Source organism: Clostridium sp. Marseille-QA1073, from assembly GCF_054863625.1.
This window is the reverse complement of sequence record NZ_JBSVQM010000021.1, coordinates 1-19,203: the sequence shown is the minus strand read 5'-3', so window position 1 is coordinate 19,203 and position 19,203 is coordinate 1. Positions and strand designations below refer to the sequence as shown.

Below are 19,203 nucleotides of genomic sequence, written 5' to 3'. Positions count from 1 at the left end.
ATAATTTAATTAAAATGATACAGTTATAACCAAAAATATGAACACTGTTCTCTAAAAGTTGAATAATGCGGTATTTAAGAAAAGAAGCAAATTAATGGTTATGTAATGTATAATTGTATTATACGCAACAAGATATATACAGTGTAATTGTGAAGGTATAGATACTTTAAGTTTTAGAAGCGAACTGTCCTATTTTGGTTAACTAAATTATACATTCGGAGGTAAAAATAATGAATTTCAATGAGATGAATATTTCAACAGAAAGATTAGCATTAAGAAGGATTAGAATTTCTGATGCAGAGTCTATATTTAAATATCGCTCAAATCCACAAATATATAAATTTCAAGGCTGGAAACCGCAAACGGTCGAAGAGGTAAAAGAATTTATTAATGAAAAAATTGTTAAAATTCTGAATATACCAGATACTGGTATCAACTTGGAATTTTTATTAAGGAAACTGATGAGTTAGTAGGGGATATAGGAATTCATTTTATAGATTTAGATAACTTACAGGTAGAAATAGGATTTACATTATCTTTAGATCATCAATGCAAAGGATATGCTACCGAAGCTATCATTGCTTTAATAGATTACTTATTTAATAATTTAAAAAAGCATAGAATAATTGCTTCAGTTGATCCCAGAAATATAAAATCTATAGCATTGCTTGAAAGAGTTCAAATGAGAAAAGAGGCACATTTTAAAAAAAGCTTTTGGTTTGATAATGAATGGGCAGATGATGTAATATACGCAATTTTAAAAGAAGAATGGATTAATCAAAAAGCAAAGAGTAACGATGAATAAAATGTAGCAATTTTATATCACTAGGTAATGTTCTTATAAAATAATTATAAACAACGCATTTCATATAATATGTAATATATTGTTTAAAAGATAAGGAGATAAATAGTAATTGAAAGGTGCACTTAAAAGAAAATAGGTTAGAGAATCATGATTATTCACAGTTTAGATATTATTTTATAAGTATATATGTTTAAAATAGGATATATATTTTATGTAGCAACATGTAGTGGTGAACTGTGTTTGTCAGAAAATTTAAACTAGTTTCTACTATCATATATTGGATATAAATTTAATATTTTAATAAATAATACTTAAACATGTTGTAATAGTACTGAATTTCATAAATATATTATTATGTAAAAGTACATTCATGCAATCATGTGGTTTAATTAAATGATACCAATGTGGAAAGGAAAGCTGGCGGACAATGTTCGCCTCTACGATATTATAAATAGTAAAGCAGAAAAGATATTATTACCTTATATAATGATACAAATTAATTAGATTAAAATCTAAATATTGAACTTCAAAACATGAATAGTGTAGTTTAAAAATTAAATAGTATGATTTTAGAAATATTTACTACCAAATTTATGAAATATATAGATATATATTTGGCATAATATGGTGAAATTCTCTTAAGATTAATCTTTTATTGTAATAAATGATATATAAATCAAGGAGGGATAATAATGGGAGAAAAAATAGTTTATTTATTGATAGGATTTATAACATTTTGGATAGTAGAATTTTTAGCTACAAATGTGGGTTCAGCAATTGGGTCTGGTGCTTATGAGATAGGTCTTGTAGTTACTGCAATTTCAATATTATGTGCAATAGTAGTAGTATGCACATTTATAATTGTTGATGAAATAAAAAAACATACCAATACGAAATAATTAATATTAGACATAATATTCTTATAAGGCATAACAACTACAAAATTCAATACTATTACCCCAAAAAGTAAATTTTGTAATATTATTCCAAATTCTAATGTTAATAGCTCTTTAATGTCCATTATTAAATTCAATGCTGAAATATTAATAAATAGGTATTATTCCTTTGATATTTCTTATTTCTCAAGACTAAATGCTCTATATGGTTGCATAATAAAGAAGGTCAGTAATCAAGAAATGATAGATGATATTTTATTTTGTGATTTACAATCCTTTGAAAACTGAATGCACAGTATTAAAGATTATATATAATTAACAAATATAGTGATGTGTAATGTAAGAAATTGTGTAATAAAGGTTATTTATATGACACACAGACAAAATAAATTTGTAAAAATGGAGCTTTAAAAAATGAAAGAGGATATATTTAATTATTTAGAGAATTTTGATGAACAAACAAAGCAAAGATTTTATATGTTTTATGAACTTATTTACAAAAGTACATCTCGAAGTATTGATGAGAAATTGTGGGCTAAATTACCGTCATTTTATGTAGGTAATAATTTTATTCGTCTTATTCCCTTTAAAGATCATATTAATATTGAAGCAAAAGCAGTTATTTTTCATAAAGATGAGTTATCAGGATATAAGATAACGCCAAAAGGGATGCTGCAAATTTTTCATAATCAACAAGTTCCAAGTGAATTATTGAAAATAATATTTGTGGAAAGTTTTGAGTAAGTTACAATTTATAACCTTTAATTGGTATTATTCTTAAAAGACGAATTAGTTGATGAATTTTAAGATATAAAAATTAATTTCTTTGAAAACTAAATAATACGGCGTTGAAATAATTTATTTTAATAGAGAATCCATATTATAATTTGGATGTAAATTAAGTTATAATATTAGAATATTATAAACCTAGGCATAAGGATATTAAATAGCAAATATAATAGTAGAAGGTATATACATGTAATATTTAATTATACTCATAACAATCATTTACTACTCGCTTTACTATTGTTATTATTTGTGATATTATTTATTGTAAAAATATTTTATTTTTGGAGGAATTAATAATGGAAACAGATCCTGAACCCGCGAATTTAACTTCACAATTAATTTTAATAGTCATTTTAACATTGATAAATGCATTTTTTGCATCAGCTGAGATGGCTATAGTATCTTTAAATAAGAACAAGATGAAAATTCTTGCAGAAGAGGGAAACAAGAAAGCAAAACTACTATTAAAACTTATGGAGGAGCCAACGAAATTCTTATCTACTATTCAAGTAGGAATAACTCTTGCTGGTTTTTTTTCTAGTGCTTCTGCTGCTACTGGATTATCAGGTGATTTAGCACAATATCTAAATAGATTTAATATTCCTTATAGTGGACAAATAGCCTTAATAGTAGTAACTATTATACTTTCTTATATAACATTAGTATTTGGTGAATTATTTCCTAAGAGAGTAGCACTACAAAAATCAGAGACAATAGCGATGATTTCCGTAATACCTATACTATATATATCTAAAATAACTGTGCCATTTGTAAAACTGCTTTCAGCATCAACTAATATTTTGATTAAATTATTTGGTCTTGAAATAGACGGTTTAGATGAAAAGGTATCAAAAGAAGAGATTAAGTCTTTGGTAGAAGTTGGACAAGAGCATGGAGTTATAAATGAAACTGAGAAAGAAATGATAAATAGTATATTTGATTTTGATGATAAATTAGCAGATGAAGTAATGACACCAAGAACTGAAGTATACTTAATTAATATAGATACTCCTTTAAGTGAAATCTTAGATGAGTTATTAGAAGAAAGATATTCAAGAATTCCTGTGTATGAGGGACAGATTGATAATATTATTGGTATTCTTTATATGAAAGATTTCTTCATTGAAGCAAGAAAGTATGGTTTTGAAAATGTAGATATTAGAAGTATATTACAACAACCATATTTTGTTCCAGAAACAAAAAATATTGATGAATTATTTAAAGAATTACAAGCCTCTAGAAAGCATATGGCAGTATTAATTGATGAATATGGAGGGTTCTCAGGAATAGTATCCATAGAGGATCTTATTGAAGAAGTTATGGGTAACATAGAGGATGAATATGATGAAGATGAACCATCTATAAATAAAATTGATAACAATACTTTTATAATAGATGGTATGTTTTCTCTAGATGATTTTAGTGATTATTTTCATATAGATATTGAAAATGACAATTATGATACAGTAAGTGGATTTGTTATTGACCTTCTTGGACGTATTCCTGAGACTACTGAGGAAGAAAATATTGAATATGAGAATTTAATATTTAAGTTAGAAGAAATAAAAGAAAAAAGAATTGAAAAAATAAAGGTTTATGTTCAAGCAAAAGCTTAGTTTTGTATTAATTATATAAAATTATAATCTTATATAATTAATTATTTAATATAAAAAATAAATAGTAATAACTAATACCGTATTATTCAAACTTGAATTTTACGGTATTTTTACATTATAACTCAAATATTTTATGTAGTAACATGTAAGGGTAAACAATGTTCGTCAGTTCTTTTTAATACCTCTTATAGTTTAATATTTATTCAATAATATATGGCGAACACTGTTCGCCGCTACGGTTAATTAATTTTAAATTTCTCAGTAATAATTTAATAGCACAATTTTATGAATTCATAGATTAAATTTGGAACTGATATATCTATATATACATTGCATACTCATTTTCATTGGCGGCTGTTAAGCAAATTATGAATCATTGATAAGTGAAGTAACACGATGTTTTAAAATAGAAAAATTTATATTCTTATACAAAGGATATAAGTAATAATGAGTAACTTCGTATAATATTCTAATAATAATGAAACGAAGTTTTAGTAATTCCACAAGTCTAAACTTCCTGTCCGTGGGGGAGGATAGATATAAATAGCGACAAGGAGTAGTTTTTACGGAATTGTAAGATTATATATTATTAAGTTATTTAGAAGGTGAATGAGTATGGCAACGAGACCACAAATTTTACGTGAAGGAGATACAATCGGAATAGTTACTTTAGGGAGTCCATTATCTGCGAATGCCATTAATGCTGGTATACAGACTCTTAATAATATGGGATTTAATGTAGTTTTAGGAAAATACGTATATTCTTCTAATGGATATCTTGCAGCCACAGAAGAAGAGAGGGCCTCTGATTTAATGGATATGTTTAAAAACCCTGATGTGAGGGCTATCATACCCTCAAGGGGTGGAGTAGGTGTTGCAGGTATTATACCATATCTTGATTACTCTGTCATTGCACAGAATCCTAAAATTATCACAGGGTACAGTGATATAACAATTTTATTAAATGTTTTATATGAATGGTCTGACTTAATTACTTTTCATAGTCTTCTTTTAATAGACTTTAGACCGACTACTCCTGCATACAACTTCAATCAGTTTTTCACTGCTACGTCTACACTTACCTCACCAAGGGAGCTTGAAAATCCTCCTGGAATGCCTCTAATAAGTAGAATCCCTGGAAATGTAACAGGGCCTATAGTAGGAGGTAACCTTACATCCTTTGTAGATAATCTTGGCACTCCATTTGAAGTTGATACCAGAGGAAAGATAATATTAATTGAAGAAGTTCATGAGCCTATTAACACAGTTTACAGGTATATAAACCATCTAATATTAGCAGGTAAATTTAGGGATTGTGCAGGTATCATTATGGGTGAATGTACGAGTTGTACAATTGCATATGGTAAGTCATATGAAGATTTAATTAATGAAGTTATAATGCCATTGAATAAACCTCTTATGACAAATTTAGCATCAGGACATGGCAGATACAAGATGGCTATACCTATAGGTGCTCAAGCTAACCTTAACACTTATAACAATACATTGACAATACTTGAGCCAACAGTGAGTATATAAAAACACAGAACGTCTTTGGATTCTTCTGGAATAAGCTAACTATTTTATTCCAGAAGATTATTTATGTCTATTCACGGAATAAATAATTTAATCCTGCATATCAAATTCTGATGGACGTCACTATAGACACATCAATGCTCACGATTCTGATTTAGCGCCACAACTAAAAAAACGAAGTATTTATAAAAGGCCGTATTATTCATAACTGAATTTTACGGTTTCTTTACGTTATATTTCATACTAACTTTAATAAGTAGATTGTAATAATATGATAGATAATGTTATTAATAAAATAAGGAGAGTAATTATTTTTATTAAGATAGGAAGAAGGAGAACAGTACTTTCTAGTGAATATATTACAATTAAATATTGAAATTAGACCTAAATTTATAGAAATAAGCTTTGAGTAGAATTTAGCACAATAAAAATAAAACTTGCATTATAGTAGAATTTTTATGGAAGGATGAATTTTATGGACATAATGCTAAAAACAAGAGGGAAGAATCATGTAGTGACCTTCTGGGAAAAAACTCAAGATGAAGAAATAAAAAAATTATTTCCTTTTAGTATTAAATCTTTAGAAGAAGCATTAAGATTATTTGAGGAGTCTCTAAAAGAAGATGCTTTAAGCTACGGCAAAGTAATATATTTTGAAGGAAAATATATTGGAGATATTTGGTGTTATGGTATAGATGAAAATAATGAAAAAATGTCTATGCTAAGTGTTGTCATCTTTGAAAAGGAGTTATGGGGTAAGGAGATAGCAACAGAGGTTACAAAAGCTTTTGTTAAAGAAGTATTCAATAAGTTTAATATAGAAAAAGTTGGAGCCTTTACATATTCCAATAATTATAGATCAATAGGATTATTAGAGAAGGTTGGATTTATAAAAATTGAAACATTTGTTGAAGATGGAATTGAATCAATATATTTTGAAATACAGAATAAAAGAGAAAAGTAGAATATTTTAAATAAAGCTAAGAAAGTTGTTATTAATAAAGTATAATAATGAGATATTGTATTCAAATAATTTATGATTTAATTATTTATCAATCAAAAAATCTGAAAATAGATAATTTTGCATGAATTGTTGCGAAGTGGGAGGAGAAATGAAAGATAATAATTTAATTCTAAAGCAAGCTTTTAAACTTTTCCAATTAAATATACTGGAAGTTAATATTAATAAAATTGGCAATTCAGCTAATCTTATTTACGAGTTACAAAATGAAAACAATGCATATATTTTAAGAATTTCAAAACAAAATTCCTGTAATTTATCACGTTATGAGGCTGAAATGGATTATATAAATTATCTATTTCATATGAAAGTAAATGTATCAAAAACTATACCATCTATAAATAATAAATTTGTAGATGTTATATATGATAATGACCAATGCTATTTTGTTTCAGTGTTTGAAAAAGCTAATGGACACTCTCCAAGAGTGGATAATGTTAATGGATGGAACGAATCATTATTTTATCAATGGGGAAAGACAATGGGAAAGATTCATTGTTTGACAAAAGATTATACGCCAAAAGAAGGAATAATTGCAAGGGAACAGTGGAATGAAGACATCAATTTTAGAGAAGGATATAGAATTACTAAAGAGGATTTTGCTATTTATAACATATGGACAGAAATAATAAATGAAATGAATATTTTGCCTAAAGATAAGGATTCTTATGGATTGATACATAATGATTTCCATCAATATAATTTTTTTATTCATGATGGTAGTATAATAGTCTTTGATTTTGATGATTGTTTATATCATTGGTATGTTTGTGATATTGCAATTGCTCTTTATCATTCTTTACAAACAGTTCCTATAAGGAACGTACAAGAGCGTATAGAGTTTGGAGTTAAGTTTATTGAAAGCTTTTTAAAAGGATATTTAGAAGAAAATAAAATTGAAGAAGAATGGATAGAGAGAATACCATTATTTTTAGAATATAGAAGGATTTGCTCATATAACTTTATTTTAAAATTATGGGCAAATTATGAGATTAATGATTCATAGAAAGAGTATTTAAAAGATATGAAATATAATATTGAGAATCGACTACCTTATATTGATATAGATTTTAAAAAAATGAGGAAATTTGAATGATTTAGGGTGTTATGTTTTGCTTCATAATTTGATTATATTGCGAACTAAATTGTTCTTTGAAAATTGAATAATACGGTATTTACAAAATATGTTATAATTAATTCATGATAGTAAGATATGACGGACCAGAATGGAGGATATTGTTATGGATTATGGTACAATTTTATTTTTTATTATCATAGGAATATATTTTATAATTAAGTTTAGCAAAGATAAAAAGGGTTCTAATTTACTTATAGTTTTGATGGCTATTACAGGAATTTTTTACAGAAAATCTTTTGGCATATATAGCAATGTAGGTAAAACAGCACAAATAATCATTAATATAATATATTGGACTTCTTTATTGATTTTATTGGTAGTTTATTTTATTAATGAAAAGAATAAGAGAAAAAAGCAGACCAATAACCTTTGAAGTTAATATACAAATGAGATAAAAACATCTGACATATGTAGACATTAGGACATACTATTCATATTTAACAACTAAACTGTAAAATCAAATAAATTATTCATAATACCGTATTATTCAAAAGAATAACCAGTATTTTTGTTTCATAATTCAAATATTTTGCCACTTTATATTAATTTTAATAATTGACTTATATTATATAAGTGAGAAGAAATCTAGATGTGCAAAAAAAAACGGTGAGCACTTTTCGCACCTACGACATCATAGATAGTAAAGTAGAATATTATTTCTAAATCTAATACAGAATATACACATTATATATGAAGATAGTAAGGTGTTAGAGATATGTATAATGTATTAATACGTATTTAATAAAATATTAAGAAGCAAATAATGGGGGGAGTATGAGAGGCTTAATTATTAGAGAATGTACATATGAAGATTTAGACAGAATTATTTTTCTGCAGCAACAATGGTGTAATGCAGATATAACTTATGGGTTTATTCCTGCTGATAAAAAATATCTACAAGCGAAACTTGGTAAATATTTTTTTGTTGCTGAGTTAAATGATGAGATTGTAGGATTTGTCTATGGGACAGTTCATAAAGCCGAAAACATGAGTGTAATTGATTGTGGACAGCTTTATATAGAAATAGATGATGTTTATACAGCAACAAATAACAGGGGATTAGGTATAGGGAGTATTTTATTAGAAAAAATATTAGAAGTTGCTAAAAATAATGGAATTGAGAGGTCTTTAATTTATTCATCAACAAAGGATATTGATAGTATTATAAATTTTTATAAAAAGCATGATTATAAGACATGGTATGTTCAAATGTTTAGATAATGTATTAAATAAGAAAATATTGTATTATTTAAAATTGAATAATGTGATCTAGTGATATGAATTAACCAACATATGAAGTATATAAATGAATATCTGATATGATATAGTATAGTTTTTCAAAAATTGTTTCTATATTGTAGCATATTAAACATTAAAAAGGTGAATAAAATGATTAGATTGGAGAAGATATCAAAAGATAATTATAGAGAATGTTTAAGGTTACAAGTAGCAGAATATCAAACAAAATTTGTGACACCAAATTCAAAATCTTTAGCAAAAGCATATGTTTATTATGATGATGCAATACCACTTGCAGTTTATTATGAAGATTTAATGGTGGGATTTATATTATTACGGCACTATGATGAAGAAAAGTCATATCTTATTGATCAATTTATGATTGATGCTCGTTATCAAGGAAAAGGGTATGGAAAACAGGCGATGGAGTTGGTAATTGAACAAATAAAAAGTGAAAGAAAATATCCAAAGATTATTCTATGTTATATTGATGGAGATGAAGCTGCAAAAAGATTATATAGTGGATTAGGGTTCTATCATACTGGAGAAGTTGACGAGAATGAAATAATAATGTGTTTTGATCTTTAATTTTTTTATTAAATTTTTCTCATAAATTCTTAGAATTTATCTGAATATAAAGTAAATTACTTTTAAACAATTAAAAAATATGTTATGCAAGTAGGAGGAAATATGAAATATATTAATTTTGATACTTGGGAAAGAAAAGAACATTATCAATTCTTTAGCAATGCTGATTATCCCCAATTCAATATTTGTATGAATCTTGATATTACTAATTTTTTATCATTTGTTAAAGTGAAAAAGATATCCTTTTATTATGGAATGATTTATGCGTCTACTGTTGTTATGAATGAACTTGAAGATTTTCGTTATAAAATTAGAGATGGTAAGATTATTTTACATGATGTACTTAAACCATCTTTTACTGATATGTCGCCAGAAAATAACTTATTTAAAATTGTGACATTAGATATAGAGGATGATATTATAACTTTCTCTAATAATGCAAAGAAAAAATCAGAAGAACAAAAAGAATATTTTCCAAAGACAAGTGAAGTAAGAGATGATTTAATATACTATTCTTGTATTCCATGGATATCATTTACACATATATCTAATGAAATAATAATGAATAAAGAAGACTCTATTCCTAAAATATCTTGGGGAAAATATTTTAAGGATGGGGACAAGATGTTACTACCTTATTCTATACAAGTGAATCATATGCTATTAGATGGTATGCATGTAGGAAAATTCATTGAAAGATTGCAAGAGTTTATAAATTCTATATAAATTCATTTTTGTAGTGGTGAACAGTGTTCGCCACTACGATATCATAGATAATAAAGTAGAATATTATTAAGAGAATTGATAAGTATTTTATACAATGGTATTATCGTTATAAATTTAATAAATAAAAGCGAAGAAAAGAAGTAGTAGTTACATAACACTGGCTAAAGAGAGTAGGTGATGGTGGAATACCTACGCTAAGAGTGTAATGAATAACATCTTGGAGTTTCCAATGGAAATCTATATTAGAGTGTACATTCGGACGGAGCCAAACCGTTAGTAATTGGACAGTATCGAATTTAGAAATAGTTCTGTACTGATATTGAGTGAGCATATGTAAGCTAACATAGGTGGTACCACGGAAGTTATACCTTTCGTCCTATTTCTTTAGGATGAAGGGTTTTTTTATATTTAATAATAGTACACTAAATTTTTAAAATAACAATAAGTATATAAAAATAGAATAAAAAAGGAGGCTATAGTATGTTTGATGAAAGGATTTTTAGATTAGGAACAAATTCAATAAAATGGGATAGATACAAGAATGAAGAAATTATAGCTATGGGTACAGCTGATATGGATTTTATGTCGCCGCAGTGTGTTACTGAAGCGTTAATCAATCGCGCCAAATTAGGGATATTTGCCTATGAATTAAAATCAGATTCATATTATAATGCTATAATTGACTGGTATGCTCAAAGATATAATTGGAGAGTAAAAAAAGAATGGTTGTCTAATTCTCCAGGTATTTGGGCAGGAGTTAGAATATGCATTGATTCATTTACAGAGCCTGGAGATAAGACAATGGCACATTCACCAACATTCCATCCAGTCATTGATATAGTGAAAAAAAGTGGACGCGATTTGGTAACAAACTCATTAGTACTTAAAGATGGGCATTACAGCATAGATTTTGAAGATTTTGAAAGTAAGATTGCTGACAATGTGAAAATATTTATATTAGTCAACCCTCACAATCCAAGTGGCAGAGTATTTACAAGTGAAGAGCTTACACGAATAGGTAAAATTTGTAATAAGTATAAGGTTTTAATCCTTTCTGATGAGGTACATGGTGGGGTAATATTTAAAGGCCATAAACATATACCCTATGGATCTATTTCAGAAGAATTTGCAATGAATTCCATTATTATTACAGCTGTAAGTAAATCTTTTAATTTACAGGGGTTGATTCATGGCATATTGATTATACCTAATAAACAATTATGCGATATTTATGAATCTGCATTGATAGGATATGATTTTGATTTCGCAACAAATGTATTTAGTTTAGCTGCTGTTGAGGCTGCATACAGACATGGCGGACCTTGGTTAGATGAATTAATCACATATTTACAAAGCAATTTGCATTATCTAATTGATTATTTTGAAGTAAATATACCCCAAATTAAAGTAATTAAGCCTGAAGGTTCATATATGGTCTGGTTAGATTGCAGAGAATTAAAAATGAATGAAGATGAACTTGAAAATTTCTTTATGACCAAGGCAAAGGTTGCCTTAACATTTGGATCGGGATTTGGAAAATGTGGTGAAGGGTTCGCTAGAATTAATATTGCCTGTTCTCAAAACTTATTGAATGAGGCTCTTGAAAGAATTAAAGAAGCAGTAAATAGTATTACGTAATATTCTAATTTAATGTAACAAATATAAAAATTAAATAATCATTAAAATACCATGTTATTCAGAAATAGATTTTACGGTATTTCTTATTATTCAATTTAAATATTTTTTAATAAATAGATTATAGTACTATAATCTATTTATTATTTTTATTAGAATAAGTAGAAGGGAAACAGTATTTTCTAGGGAATATATTATGAATAAAACTAATTTTAGGCATGGTATAAATCTACAAAAATATAAATTATTACAATTAAAGGGAGAATGTTATTTTATAATTATATATTAAAAATGCATTTTGTGTAGGGGAGAACAGTGTTCTCCAGAAAGTTCAAAATCACCTCATAATCATATTATTCACAATCAGTATCATTTATTAAAGATGTTATTGATTTATTATAATGACGTAAATTGATTAAAATGCGTACTAACTATTGAAAGTACAGAAATGAATGATGTTCTTTGATAAGTGAATAATACAGTGTTTTAAATTTGTATGTTTTATATTTGAATATAAAATATAGTGTAATTTTAATGTTAATAAAGTCATGCTCGTAAGATATTATATAAAACAATAGTAGCTTTACCAATAGATTAAATACTTTTATAAATGTCTATTAATTTAAAAAATGTTGAATTGAGATTAAAAGTATGATACATTGGTGTAATGCCTAATTATATGTATTTAATTTGGCTATAAAAAAAGGGGATGACTTGCATGGTACCAAGTATACACAGTGACTTTATTAATCACTCAATCGAGATACTAAAAGATGATCTAAGAATTTTAGGTATAGCTATAGGAGGGTCGTACATTTCAAATGAAATGGATGAGTTCTCAGATATTGACCTTATTATAGCTGTAGATTCTGATCATTATGAGTCTGTAATGGATGAAAGGTTTAAAATAGTAGAGAGTTTAGGAAGGGTACTATCAGCATTTACTGGTGAACATGTTGGTGAACCTAGACTAGTTATATGCTTATATGGGCCACCATTACTACATGTGGATTTTAAGTTCGTATCAGTAAAAGATATTGTTATTAGGGTTGAAGATCCAATTGTTTTGTGGGAAAGAGATAATGCAATTACAAATAGCTTAAGATTAGGTAAAGCAAAATTCCCAACACCTAATTTGCAATGGATTGAAGATAGATTTTGGGTTTGGATACATTATGGTGCAACAAAAATAGGAAGAAATGAGATATTTGAAGCAATAGATTTTATATCGTTCATGCGACAGATTGTAATAGGTCCGTTATTATTAATGAAAAATGGAAAACTTCCTCGTGGTGTAAGAAAAATTGAATATGACGCACCTCATGATTTACCATTATTATTAAAGACACTACCTACCTATGATGCTCAAGATTGTATCGAAGCGTTACAAGTAATAATTAAACTTTATTTAGAGCTAAGAGAGCATCACGCAACAACTGAACTAATAAAACATACTGAAGCTGAAAAATATTCAAAAGAGTATTTAGTTGAAATACTTGAAAAGGTGAAAAGAAAATAATTCATTATTCCACAACATTCATATTTAACGTTACAACTGAAAAGACGAGCAATTTACTATAACACTGTATTATTCATATCTGAATTTTACGGTGTTTTTTCGTCGCAATTCAAATATTTTGCGACTTTATATTAACTTTAATAAGTAACTTATAGTATATAAGTGAAAAGAAATCTAAATATGCAAAGGAAAACTGGCGAACACTGTTTGCCCCTACGATATCATAGATAATAAAACAGATGAAAGAATATGTTATAAAATAAATTGGTTCTCTAATTTGGTGAAGATTATATCATGATAATAATATTTGCAAAGTTAATACTATTATCTATAAATATTAAATATGAAAAGAATGTTATTTAAAAGTTGAATAATACGGTAAATAAAATTAAAATTTTCATCTATCTAAAAATAATAATAAACACTATTATATGCTATAATTACTAATTAATTTAGCTGGAATTGTAATTTATAACGAGTAAGAGATGGTGATAAAATGGAAAAATATAACATATTAATTAATTTAGAAATCCAAAATCATGAGATTCCAGATCTTCGGCAAGCTGTAGGGTGGCAACGAAGAGATAGCGACTATCCTGTTTTATTTGAGCATTGTTTATTTTGGGCAGGGTTACGGGATAAGAATTATAATCTGATTGCATTTGGATATATGGTAGGTCCAGGCATAGAACACGGATATCTTGAGGATATTATTGTTCATCCAAGTTATCAAGGAAAAGGTATTGGTAATGCACTTGTAAAAAGGTTAATGCAAGAGGCGGAAGATATGGGAATTTCTATTGTAACAGTAACATTTGAAGAAAATAATCGCGATTTTTATCAAGGTTGTGGTTTTACTTCATGTCATGGAGGAGTATGGAGAAAAAAATGATTAAGTTTTAAATAAATCAATTTGGAATCTGAGTATTAGGCGACGTAACTTTTGAAAATTCAGATACGGATAATGTTATTTGAAAATTGAATAATGCGATGTTTTAAAACTATTATTTTTCTATACTGGGTTTACACATAGGAGGTAATTTAATTGGAGATTATAGGTAGTAAAATATATATTAGATATTTTAAAGATGTTGATGTAGAAACATTATTTGATTTAAATTTAAGGAACAAAGAGTTTTTTCAAAAATATTCACCGACTCATGACGATAACTTTTATACGCTTGATTCACAACGTAAATTTATTAGTGATATGACAAAACAGAGAGAAAATGATGATCAATATTGCTTCGGTATATTCGTAAAAGATAGCAATGAACTAATAGGATATGTGAATTTGTTTCAAATACTTCGTGGTCCACTTCAAAGTTGTTTAATTGGTTATTCATTAGACAAACAACAGAATGGGAATGGATATGCTACGGAAGCAGTTTCTTTAGCAGTAAGATTTGCATTTAATGAGTTAAAGTTACATCGAATCGAAGCAGGTGTTATGCTAACAAATACTGGTTCAATGAGAGTTTTAGAAAAAGTAGGCTTTCATAAAGAAGGAATAGCACAAAAAAATGTAAAAATAAATGGTCAGTGGCAAGACCATCAAGTATTTGCTATTATATCTGATAAAGATTAAATATATTTACTACAGAATATGATTATATTATGAATTAACTTTTCAATCTAAAAATACGAATAATGTTCTTTGAAAATTGAATAATGTGGTGAAAAAATACGTAGTAATAACTAATAGCTCTATATCAGGAGGGATTGGTTAATGAATACTGAAAAATTTATTCGTAGGTGGAGAAATATAGAAAGAAAGGTCAGGGAAGATATGTATTCATTAATGGTATCCTAATGGGGATGGGGGTTTCTGTGGACTCTATAACTAGCATATTGATTACCCGAAAATCCTTTGACCCTTATAACCATTTTGGATATTTTATTGGAGGTTTTATAGGAGGAGTAATTGGAGCACTTATAAGCTGGGAGAGAAATGAAAAAAATATTATAAATTATTACAAGATAAATAGTACAAATCTTTATATTTAACATTGCACAATATTAAGTATAAGTAAAGGAGGAAAAAAGGGTGAAACTAAAAGTTTTAGTAGACAATAATACATACATTGACCAATATTATTGTGGCGAACCTGCTGTTTCCTATTATATTGAAGATGAGGATACTAGCTTACTACTGGATGCAGGATACTCTGATTTATTTCTAAGAAACTTAACTGCATTAGGTATAGATTTAGAAAATGTAAGCACTATTGTTATTTCCCATGGTCACGATGACCACACAAGAGGATTAAAATACTACTTTGAACAAAATAATAAAAATAATATTTCTATTGTTGCTCATCCAGATGCATTTAAAGAAAAATTCATAGACAATTTAAAAATTTGTTCTCCTATTCTAGAGGAAGAATTAAAAGAAAAATGCAATCTAATTCTTTCAAAAGAGCCTATTAAAGTTAGTGAACATATAACTTTTTTAGGGGAAATACCTCAAATAAACCACTTCGAAAATAGAAAACCCATTGGTAAACAAATTGTTGGACAAACTTCAGTTGATGATTATGTAATAGATGACACAGCTCTTGCATATAAGAATGAAAAGGGCATTTATATTATTACAGGATGCTCTCATAGTGGGATATGCAATATAATCGAATATGCAAAAGAAGTATGTAAAGATAATCGAGTATTAGGAGTTATAGGAGGATTTCATTTATTTGAAGTAACTGAACAGGTTAATAAAACTATCGATTATCTAAAACAGAACAATATAAAGGAGTTATATCCTTGCCATTGTACTTCATTTGCTGTTAGAGCAGAAATACATAAAACTTTGCCTGTAAAAGAAGTTGGAGTAGGTTTGGAAATAAACTGGTAAAAATATAAGAAATGAACTTATATTATAGCTATAGTGATACATAATATTCTTTTTTAGTATCACAACAATAAAAACCGAATAATTATTCTAAACACCGCATTATTTAGAATTGAATTTTGTGGTGTTTTTACGTAGCAATTCAAATATATTGTAAATAAGCAAAATAACTAAATGATAAAGGAAACATATAAATATTAAATATGAAAATAATATTCTTTTATTATTAAATTTGTAAAATATATTAATGTATATTTGGTGAAATATGGTATAATCTCGTTAAAGCTAATTCTACATTGTATTAGAAGGTAACACGAATATTATTTATATAACATAACTCAGTAGAAAAGGAGGCAACTATTATAAAGATAGGTAAAAATGTGAGTGTAAGCATTGTAACAATTGTTGGTATTTTACTAATAATTATTTTGATTAGCTTTATTAATCATAAAATTAAGTTAAATCAAGAGTCGAAGTTATTTCAACCATTAGGTACAATGGTTACGGTCAATGAACATCTTATGCATGTTTATAGTGAAGGTAAGGGTGATTTTACTTTAGTATTTATGTAAGGAGGGGAGACTTGTTCTCCAACATTGGATTTTAAGAGTCTCTATTCTCGATTAAGTGATGATTATCGTATTGCAGTTATAGAGAAAGAAGGATATGGATTTAGTGAAGTTGTAGATGTTCCGAGAGATATAGATACAGTTCTAGAAGAAACGAGAAAAGCCTTAACTCTAGCTGGAGAAAAAGCTCCATATGTATTATTTCCTCATTCTATGTCTGGAATAGAAACATTTTATTGGGCAAGAAAGTATCCAAATGAAATTGGAGCTATTGTAGGACTAGACCCAGTTGTTCCAGATGCATATGAGAACTATCCAATGCCAAATAAAGTTGTTTTAAACTTGCCTGCATTTGCAGCTAGGATTGGATTAACTCGATTTATCCCATCTATTTATGACAATTCAGCAGCAATCCAATATGGTTCCCTAACTGATGATGAAAAACAAATATATAGAACAATTTTCTATAGAAGAACGGCTACGAAGACAATGTTACAGGAACTAGAACATATTAAAGAGAGTGCAAAGAAAATCGATGAAATGGGTTCACCGAGAGTACCTATGTTATTCTTTATTTCAAATGGTGATGATACAGGTTGGGAGAAAGGACAGTGGCAAAAATATTTAATAGAGTATGTTTCAAGGATACCTGAAAATCAACAGATTTTATTAGATTGTGGTCACTATGTTCATGATTACGAATATGAAACTATTGCACACCAAAGTAAAGAATTTTTAAACAAAGTTATAGGAGGAGAAAGAGCAAATTAAGCAGTTAAGCTGCTTTTTCTTAAATAATATAATAACTGTAAAACCAAAGAATTTCTTAAGGTAATTTATTATTCAGTAATAAATTTTACAGTGTTTATTAAAGATATTACTGATTTATATGATGAGGGAAATTGATGAACTTTAGTATAAGAATAATCTTCTTTAAAACCTGAATAATACTATACTAAAAATAATGTACTGATACATATTTAAAGAAATATAGTGCAATTCTCCTAAAGATAATTCTGCATTATAAAAAAGTATGAATTATGTAGAAAAATTAATTAAAAGATAAAAAGGAGTTTAATTATGGATAACACTTTAGTTTATGTTACAGGGAATGATACTAAGTTTGATGTTGCTTTAAAAACATTTACTAATACAGGAATTGCTCTATTACAAAAGATTCTAAGCACTCCTGAAATTCAGAGTAAAAGTGTTCAAGAAGTAGCTATGTATTCAGCTAGTTGGGCAAGTAAAGAATTAAATCAACCAGTTATGGTAACAGATGCTGGTTTTTATATTGAATCTTTAAATGGATTTCCTGGACCTTTTATCAAGTTTGTAAATGAATGGTTTTCCGTAGATGATTATATTAATTTAATGAAAGGCAAAACTAATCGTACTATTATCATCCAAGATTGTTTGGCATATTGTCATCCAGATGAAAAACTAGTTGTTTTTACTGGAACATACAGAGGAAAATTAGCAACTAAGCCTGGTAAAAAATGTGGTACTTCAATTGAGCAGCTTTTTATTCCAGAAGATTTTGATGTTCCTATTTCAGATATACCTGAGGAGGAAATGGTAGCCTATTGGAGTAATGGTGAAATAATGAGTAATTTTAAAGAATATATTTTGACTAAATATGGTTTCGCTAATAAGAAATTATAATAAATTTTACAAAAGATTAAACTGGACTTATCTAATTATATGAAAAGAGGGTATTCATGTTTAAAAGTAGAAAAAGAGAAAATTCACAAGTCATAGAAATAAGGACAAACTTTGAATTAAAACTTCTTGAGAAAGCAAAGCTAATGGAAGTAAAATCATTACCTACTCCTTGGACTAATAAAGTAATCCTCTCTGGAACTGGAATCATCGCAGGTGGCTGGGATTCACAGGATAATTTTTTCTTAATTTCAGATTTTGCATATAGTATAAATAATCCATCAACTGGTGAGATGATTAACATAATTTATGATATTGAAATTATAAATAATAATCTTACGGATGATTATTTAAGGTTCATTAATCCAGTTACTAGGGAAGTTATTGATATTTTTGGACTGAATGCAGGAGATGGGGTTCATATAAGCTATGATGGATGGTGTTTGGAAGTAATATATCCTTGGTGGCCACGGGCGTCAGTTGTTATTAACAATGTTTTTCAGCCTGGAGTTTCATCAAGAGAATATTTAGATGATACATATATGATTGATACTGAACAATTAGATGGATGGATTAAATGTGGATTTTCTAAATCAGGTAATCATTTTGTAAT

20 protein-coding genes, 1 pseudogene and 1 other annotated feature are annotated in these 19,203 nt (G+C 27.6%); all 21 genes and pseudogenes read left to right on the top strand.

Translation table 11 applies throughout. The features are described from left to right. Positions 1-230: 230 nt before the first annotated feature. Positions 231-805, top strand: a pseudogene (locus ACY1IQ_RS16350) (GNAT family N-acetyltransferase). Positions 806-1,497: 692 nt separating this feature from the next. Further along, positions 1,498-1,704: a hypothetical protein gene (locus tag ACY1IQ_RS16345; protein WP_461614968.1), complete on the top strand. Its 207-nt coding sequence runs from the start codon at positions 1,498-1,500 to the stop codon at positions 1,702-1,704. Between the two features lie 411 nt (positions 1,705-2,115). Further along, positions 2,116-2,445, top strand: a complete 330-nt coding sequence (locus ACY1IQ_RS16340) for a DUF1801 domain-containing protein (protein WP_461614967.1) — start codon at positions 2,116-2,118, stop codon at positions 2,443-2,445. 341 nt (positions 2,446-2,786) lie between these two features. Next, the gene (locus ACY1IQ_RS16335) at positions 2,787-4,106 is read left to right on the top strand and encodes a hemolysin family protein (protein ID WP_461614966.1); all 1,320 of its coding nucleotides are present in this window, start codon (positions 2,787-2,789) and stop codon (positions 4,104-4,106) included. Between the two features lie 609 nt (positions 4,107-4,715). Next, positions 4,716-5,645 (top strand): S66 peptidase family protein, encoded by a 930-nt coding sequence (locus tag ACY1IQ_RS16330; RefSeq protein WP_461614965.1) that lies wholly within the window; start codon positions 4,716-4,718, stop codon positions 5,643-5,645. 472 nt (positions 5,646-6,117) lie between these two features. After that, positions 6,118-6,606 carry a GNAT family N-acetyltransferase gene (locus ACY1IQ_RS16325; protein WP_461614964.1) on the top strand — a complete coding sequence of 163 codons (489 nt, stop codon included), beginning with the start codon at positions 6,118-6,120 and terminating at the stop codon, positions 6,604-6,606. A 148-nt stretch (positions 6,607-6,754) separates the two neighbouring features. Then, positions 6,755-7,669, top strand: a complete 915-nt coding sequence (locus ACY1IQ_RS16320) for a phosphotransferase enzyme family protein (RefSeq protein WP_461614963.1) — start codon at positions 6,755-6,757, stop codon at positions 7,667-7,669. 235 nt (positions 7,670-7,904) lie between these two features. Continuing rightward, positions 7,905-8,174, top strand: a complete 270-nt coding sequence (locus ACY1IQ_RS16315) for a hypothetical protein (protein WP_454055199.1) — start codon at positions 7,905-7,907, stop codon at positions 8,172-8,174. Between the two features lie 401 nt (positions 8,175-8,575). After that, complete coding sequence (locus ACY1IQ_RS16310; RefSeq protein WP_461614962.1) at positions 8,576-9,022, top strand: GNAT family N-acetyltransferase; 447 nt, start codon at positions 8,576-8,578, stop codon at positions 9,020-9,022. A gap of 168 nt (positions 9,023-9,190) precedes the next feature. Continuing rightward, complete coding sequence (locus ACY1IQ_RS16305) at positions 9,191-9,628, top strand: GNAT family N-acetyltransferase (RefSeq protein WP_461614961.1); 438 nt, start codon at positions 9,191-9,193, stop codon at positions 9,626-9,628. Positions 9,629-9,730: 102 nt separating this feature from the next. After that, entirely contained in the window at positions 9,731-10,354 is a 624-nt protein-coding gene (locus ACY1IQ_RS16300; protein ID WP_461614960.1) for a CatA-like O-acetyltransferase, read from the top strand. 121 nt (positions 10,355-10,475) lie between these two features. Continuing rightward, positions 10,476-10,736: a binding site (T-box leader), on the top strand. A gap of 98 nt (positions 10,737-10,834) precedes the next feature. Then, on the top strand, positions 10,835-11,992 hold the full coding sequence (locus tag ACY1IQ_RS16295; protein ID WP_461614959.1) for a MalY/PatB family protein: 1,158 nt from the start codon (positions 10,835-10,837) through the stop codon (positions 11,990-11,992). Positions 11,993-12,707: 715 nt separating this feature from the next. After that, positions 12,708-13,508: a nucleotidyltransferase domain-containing protein gene (locus ACY1IQ_RS16290; protein ID WP_461614958.1), complete on the top strand. Its 801-nt coding sequence runs from the start codon at positions 12,708-12,710 to the stop codon at positions 13,506-13,508. A 496-nt stretch (positions 13,509-14,004) separates the two neighbouring features. Then, complete coding sequence (locus tag ACY1IQ_RS16285) at positions 14,005-14,400, top strand: GNAT family N-acetyltransferase (RefSeq protein WP_461614957.1); 396 nt, start codon at positions 14,005-14,007, stop codon at positions 14,398-14,400. A 153-nt stretch (positions 14,401-14,553) separates the two neighbouring features. Then, positions 14,554-15,096: a GNAT family N-acetyltransferase gene (locus tag ACY1IQ_RS16280; protein WP_461614956.1), complete on the top strand. Its 543-nt coding sequence runs from the start codon at positions 14,554-14,556 to the stop codon at positions 15,094-15,096. A gap of 242 nt (positions 15,097-15,338) precedes the next feature. Then, entirely contained in the window at positions 15,339-15,515 is a 177-nt protein-coding gene (locus ACY1IQ_RS16275) for a hypothetical protein (RefSeq protein WP_461614955.1), read from the top strand. A gap of 40 nt (positions 15,516-15,555) precedes the next feature. Next, positions 15,556-16,362: an MBL fold metallo-hydrolase gene (locus ACY1IQ_RS16270; protein ID WP_461614954.1), complete on the top strand. Its 807-nt coding sequence runs from the start codon at positions 15,556-15,558 to the stop codon at positions 16,360-16,362. Positions 16,363-16,739: 377 nt separating this feature from the next. Beyond that, entirely contained in the window at positions 16,740-16,931 is a 192-nt protein-coding gene (locus ACY1IQ_RS16265; protein WP_461614953.1) for a radical SAM protein, read from the top strand. A gap of 24 nt (positions 16,932-16,955) precedes the next feature. Further along, positions 16,956-17,699: an alpha/beta fold hydrolase gene (locus ACY1IQ_RS16260; RefSeq protein WP_461614952.1), complete on the top strand. Its 744-nt coding sequence runs from the start codon at positions 16,956-16,958 to the stop codon at positions 17,697-17,699. 309 nt (positions 17,700-18,008) lie between these two features. Further along, complete coding sequence (locus ACY1IQ_RS16255; RefSeq protein WP_461614951.1) at positions 18,009-18,593, top strand: non-canonical purine NTP pyrophosphatase; 585 nt, start codon at positions 18,009-18,011, stop codon at positions 18,591-18,593. A gap of 56 nt (positions 18,594-18,649) precedes the next feature. Then, the coding region (locus ACY1IQ_RS16250; protein WP_461614950.1) for a hypothetical protein at positions 18,650-19,203 on the top strand (554 nt) is incomplete at its 3' end.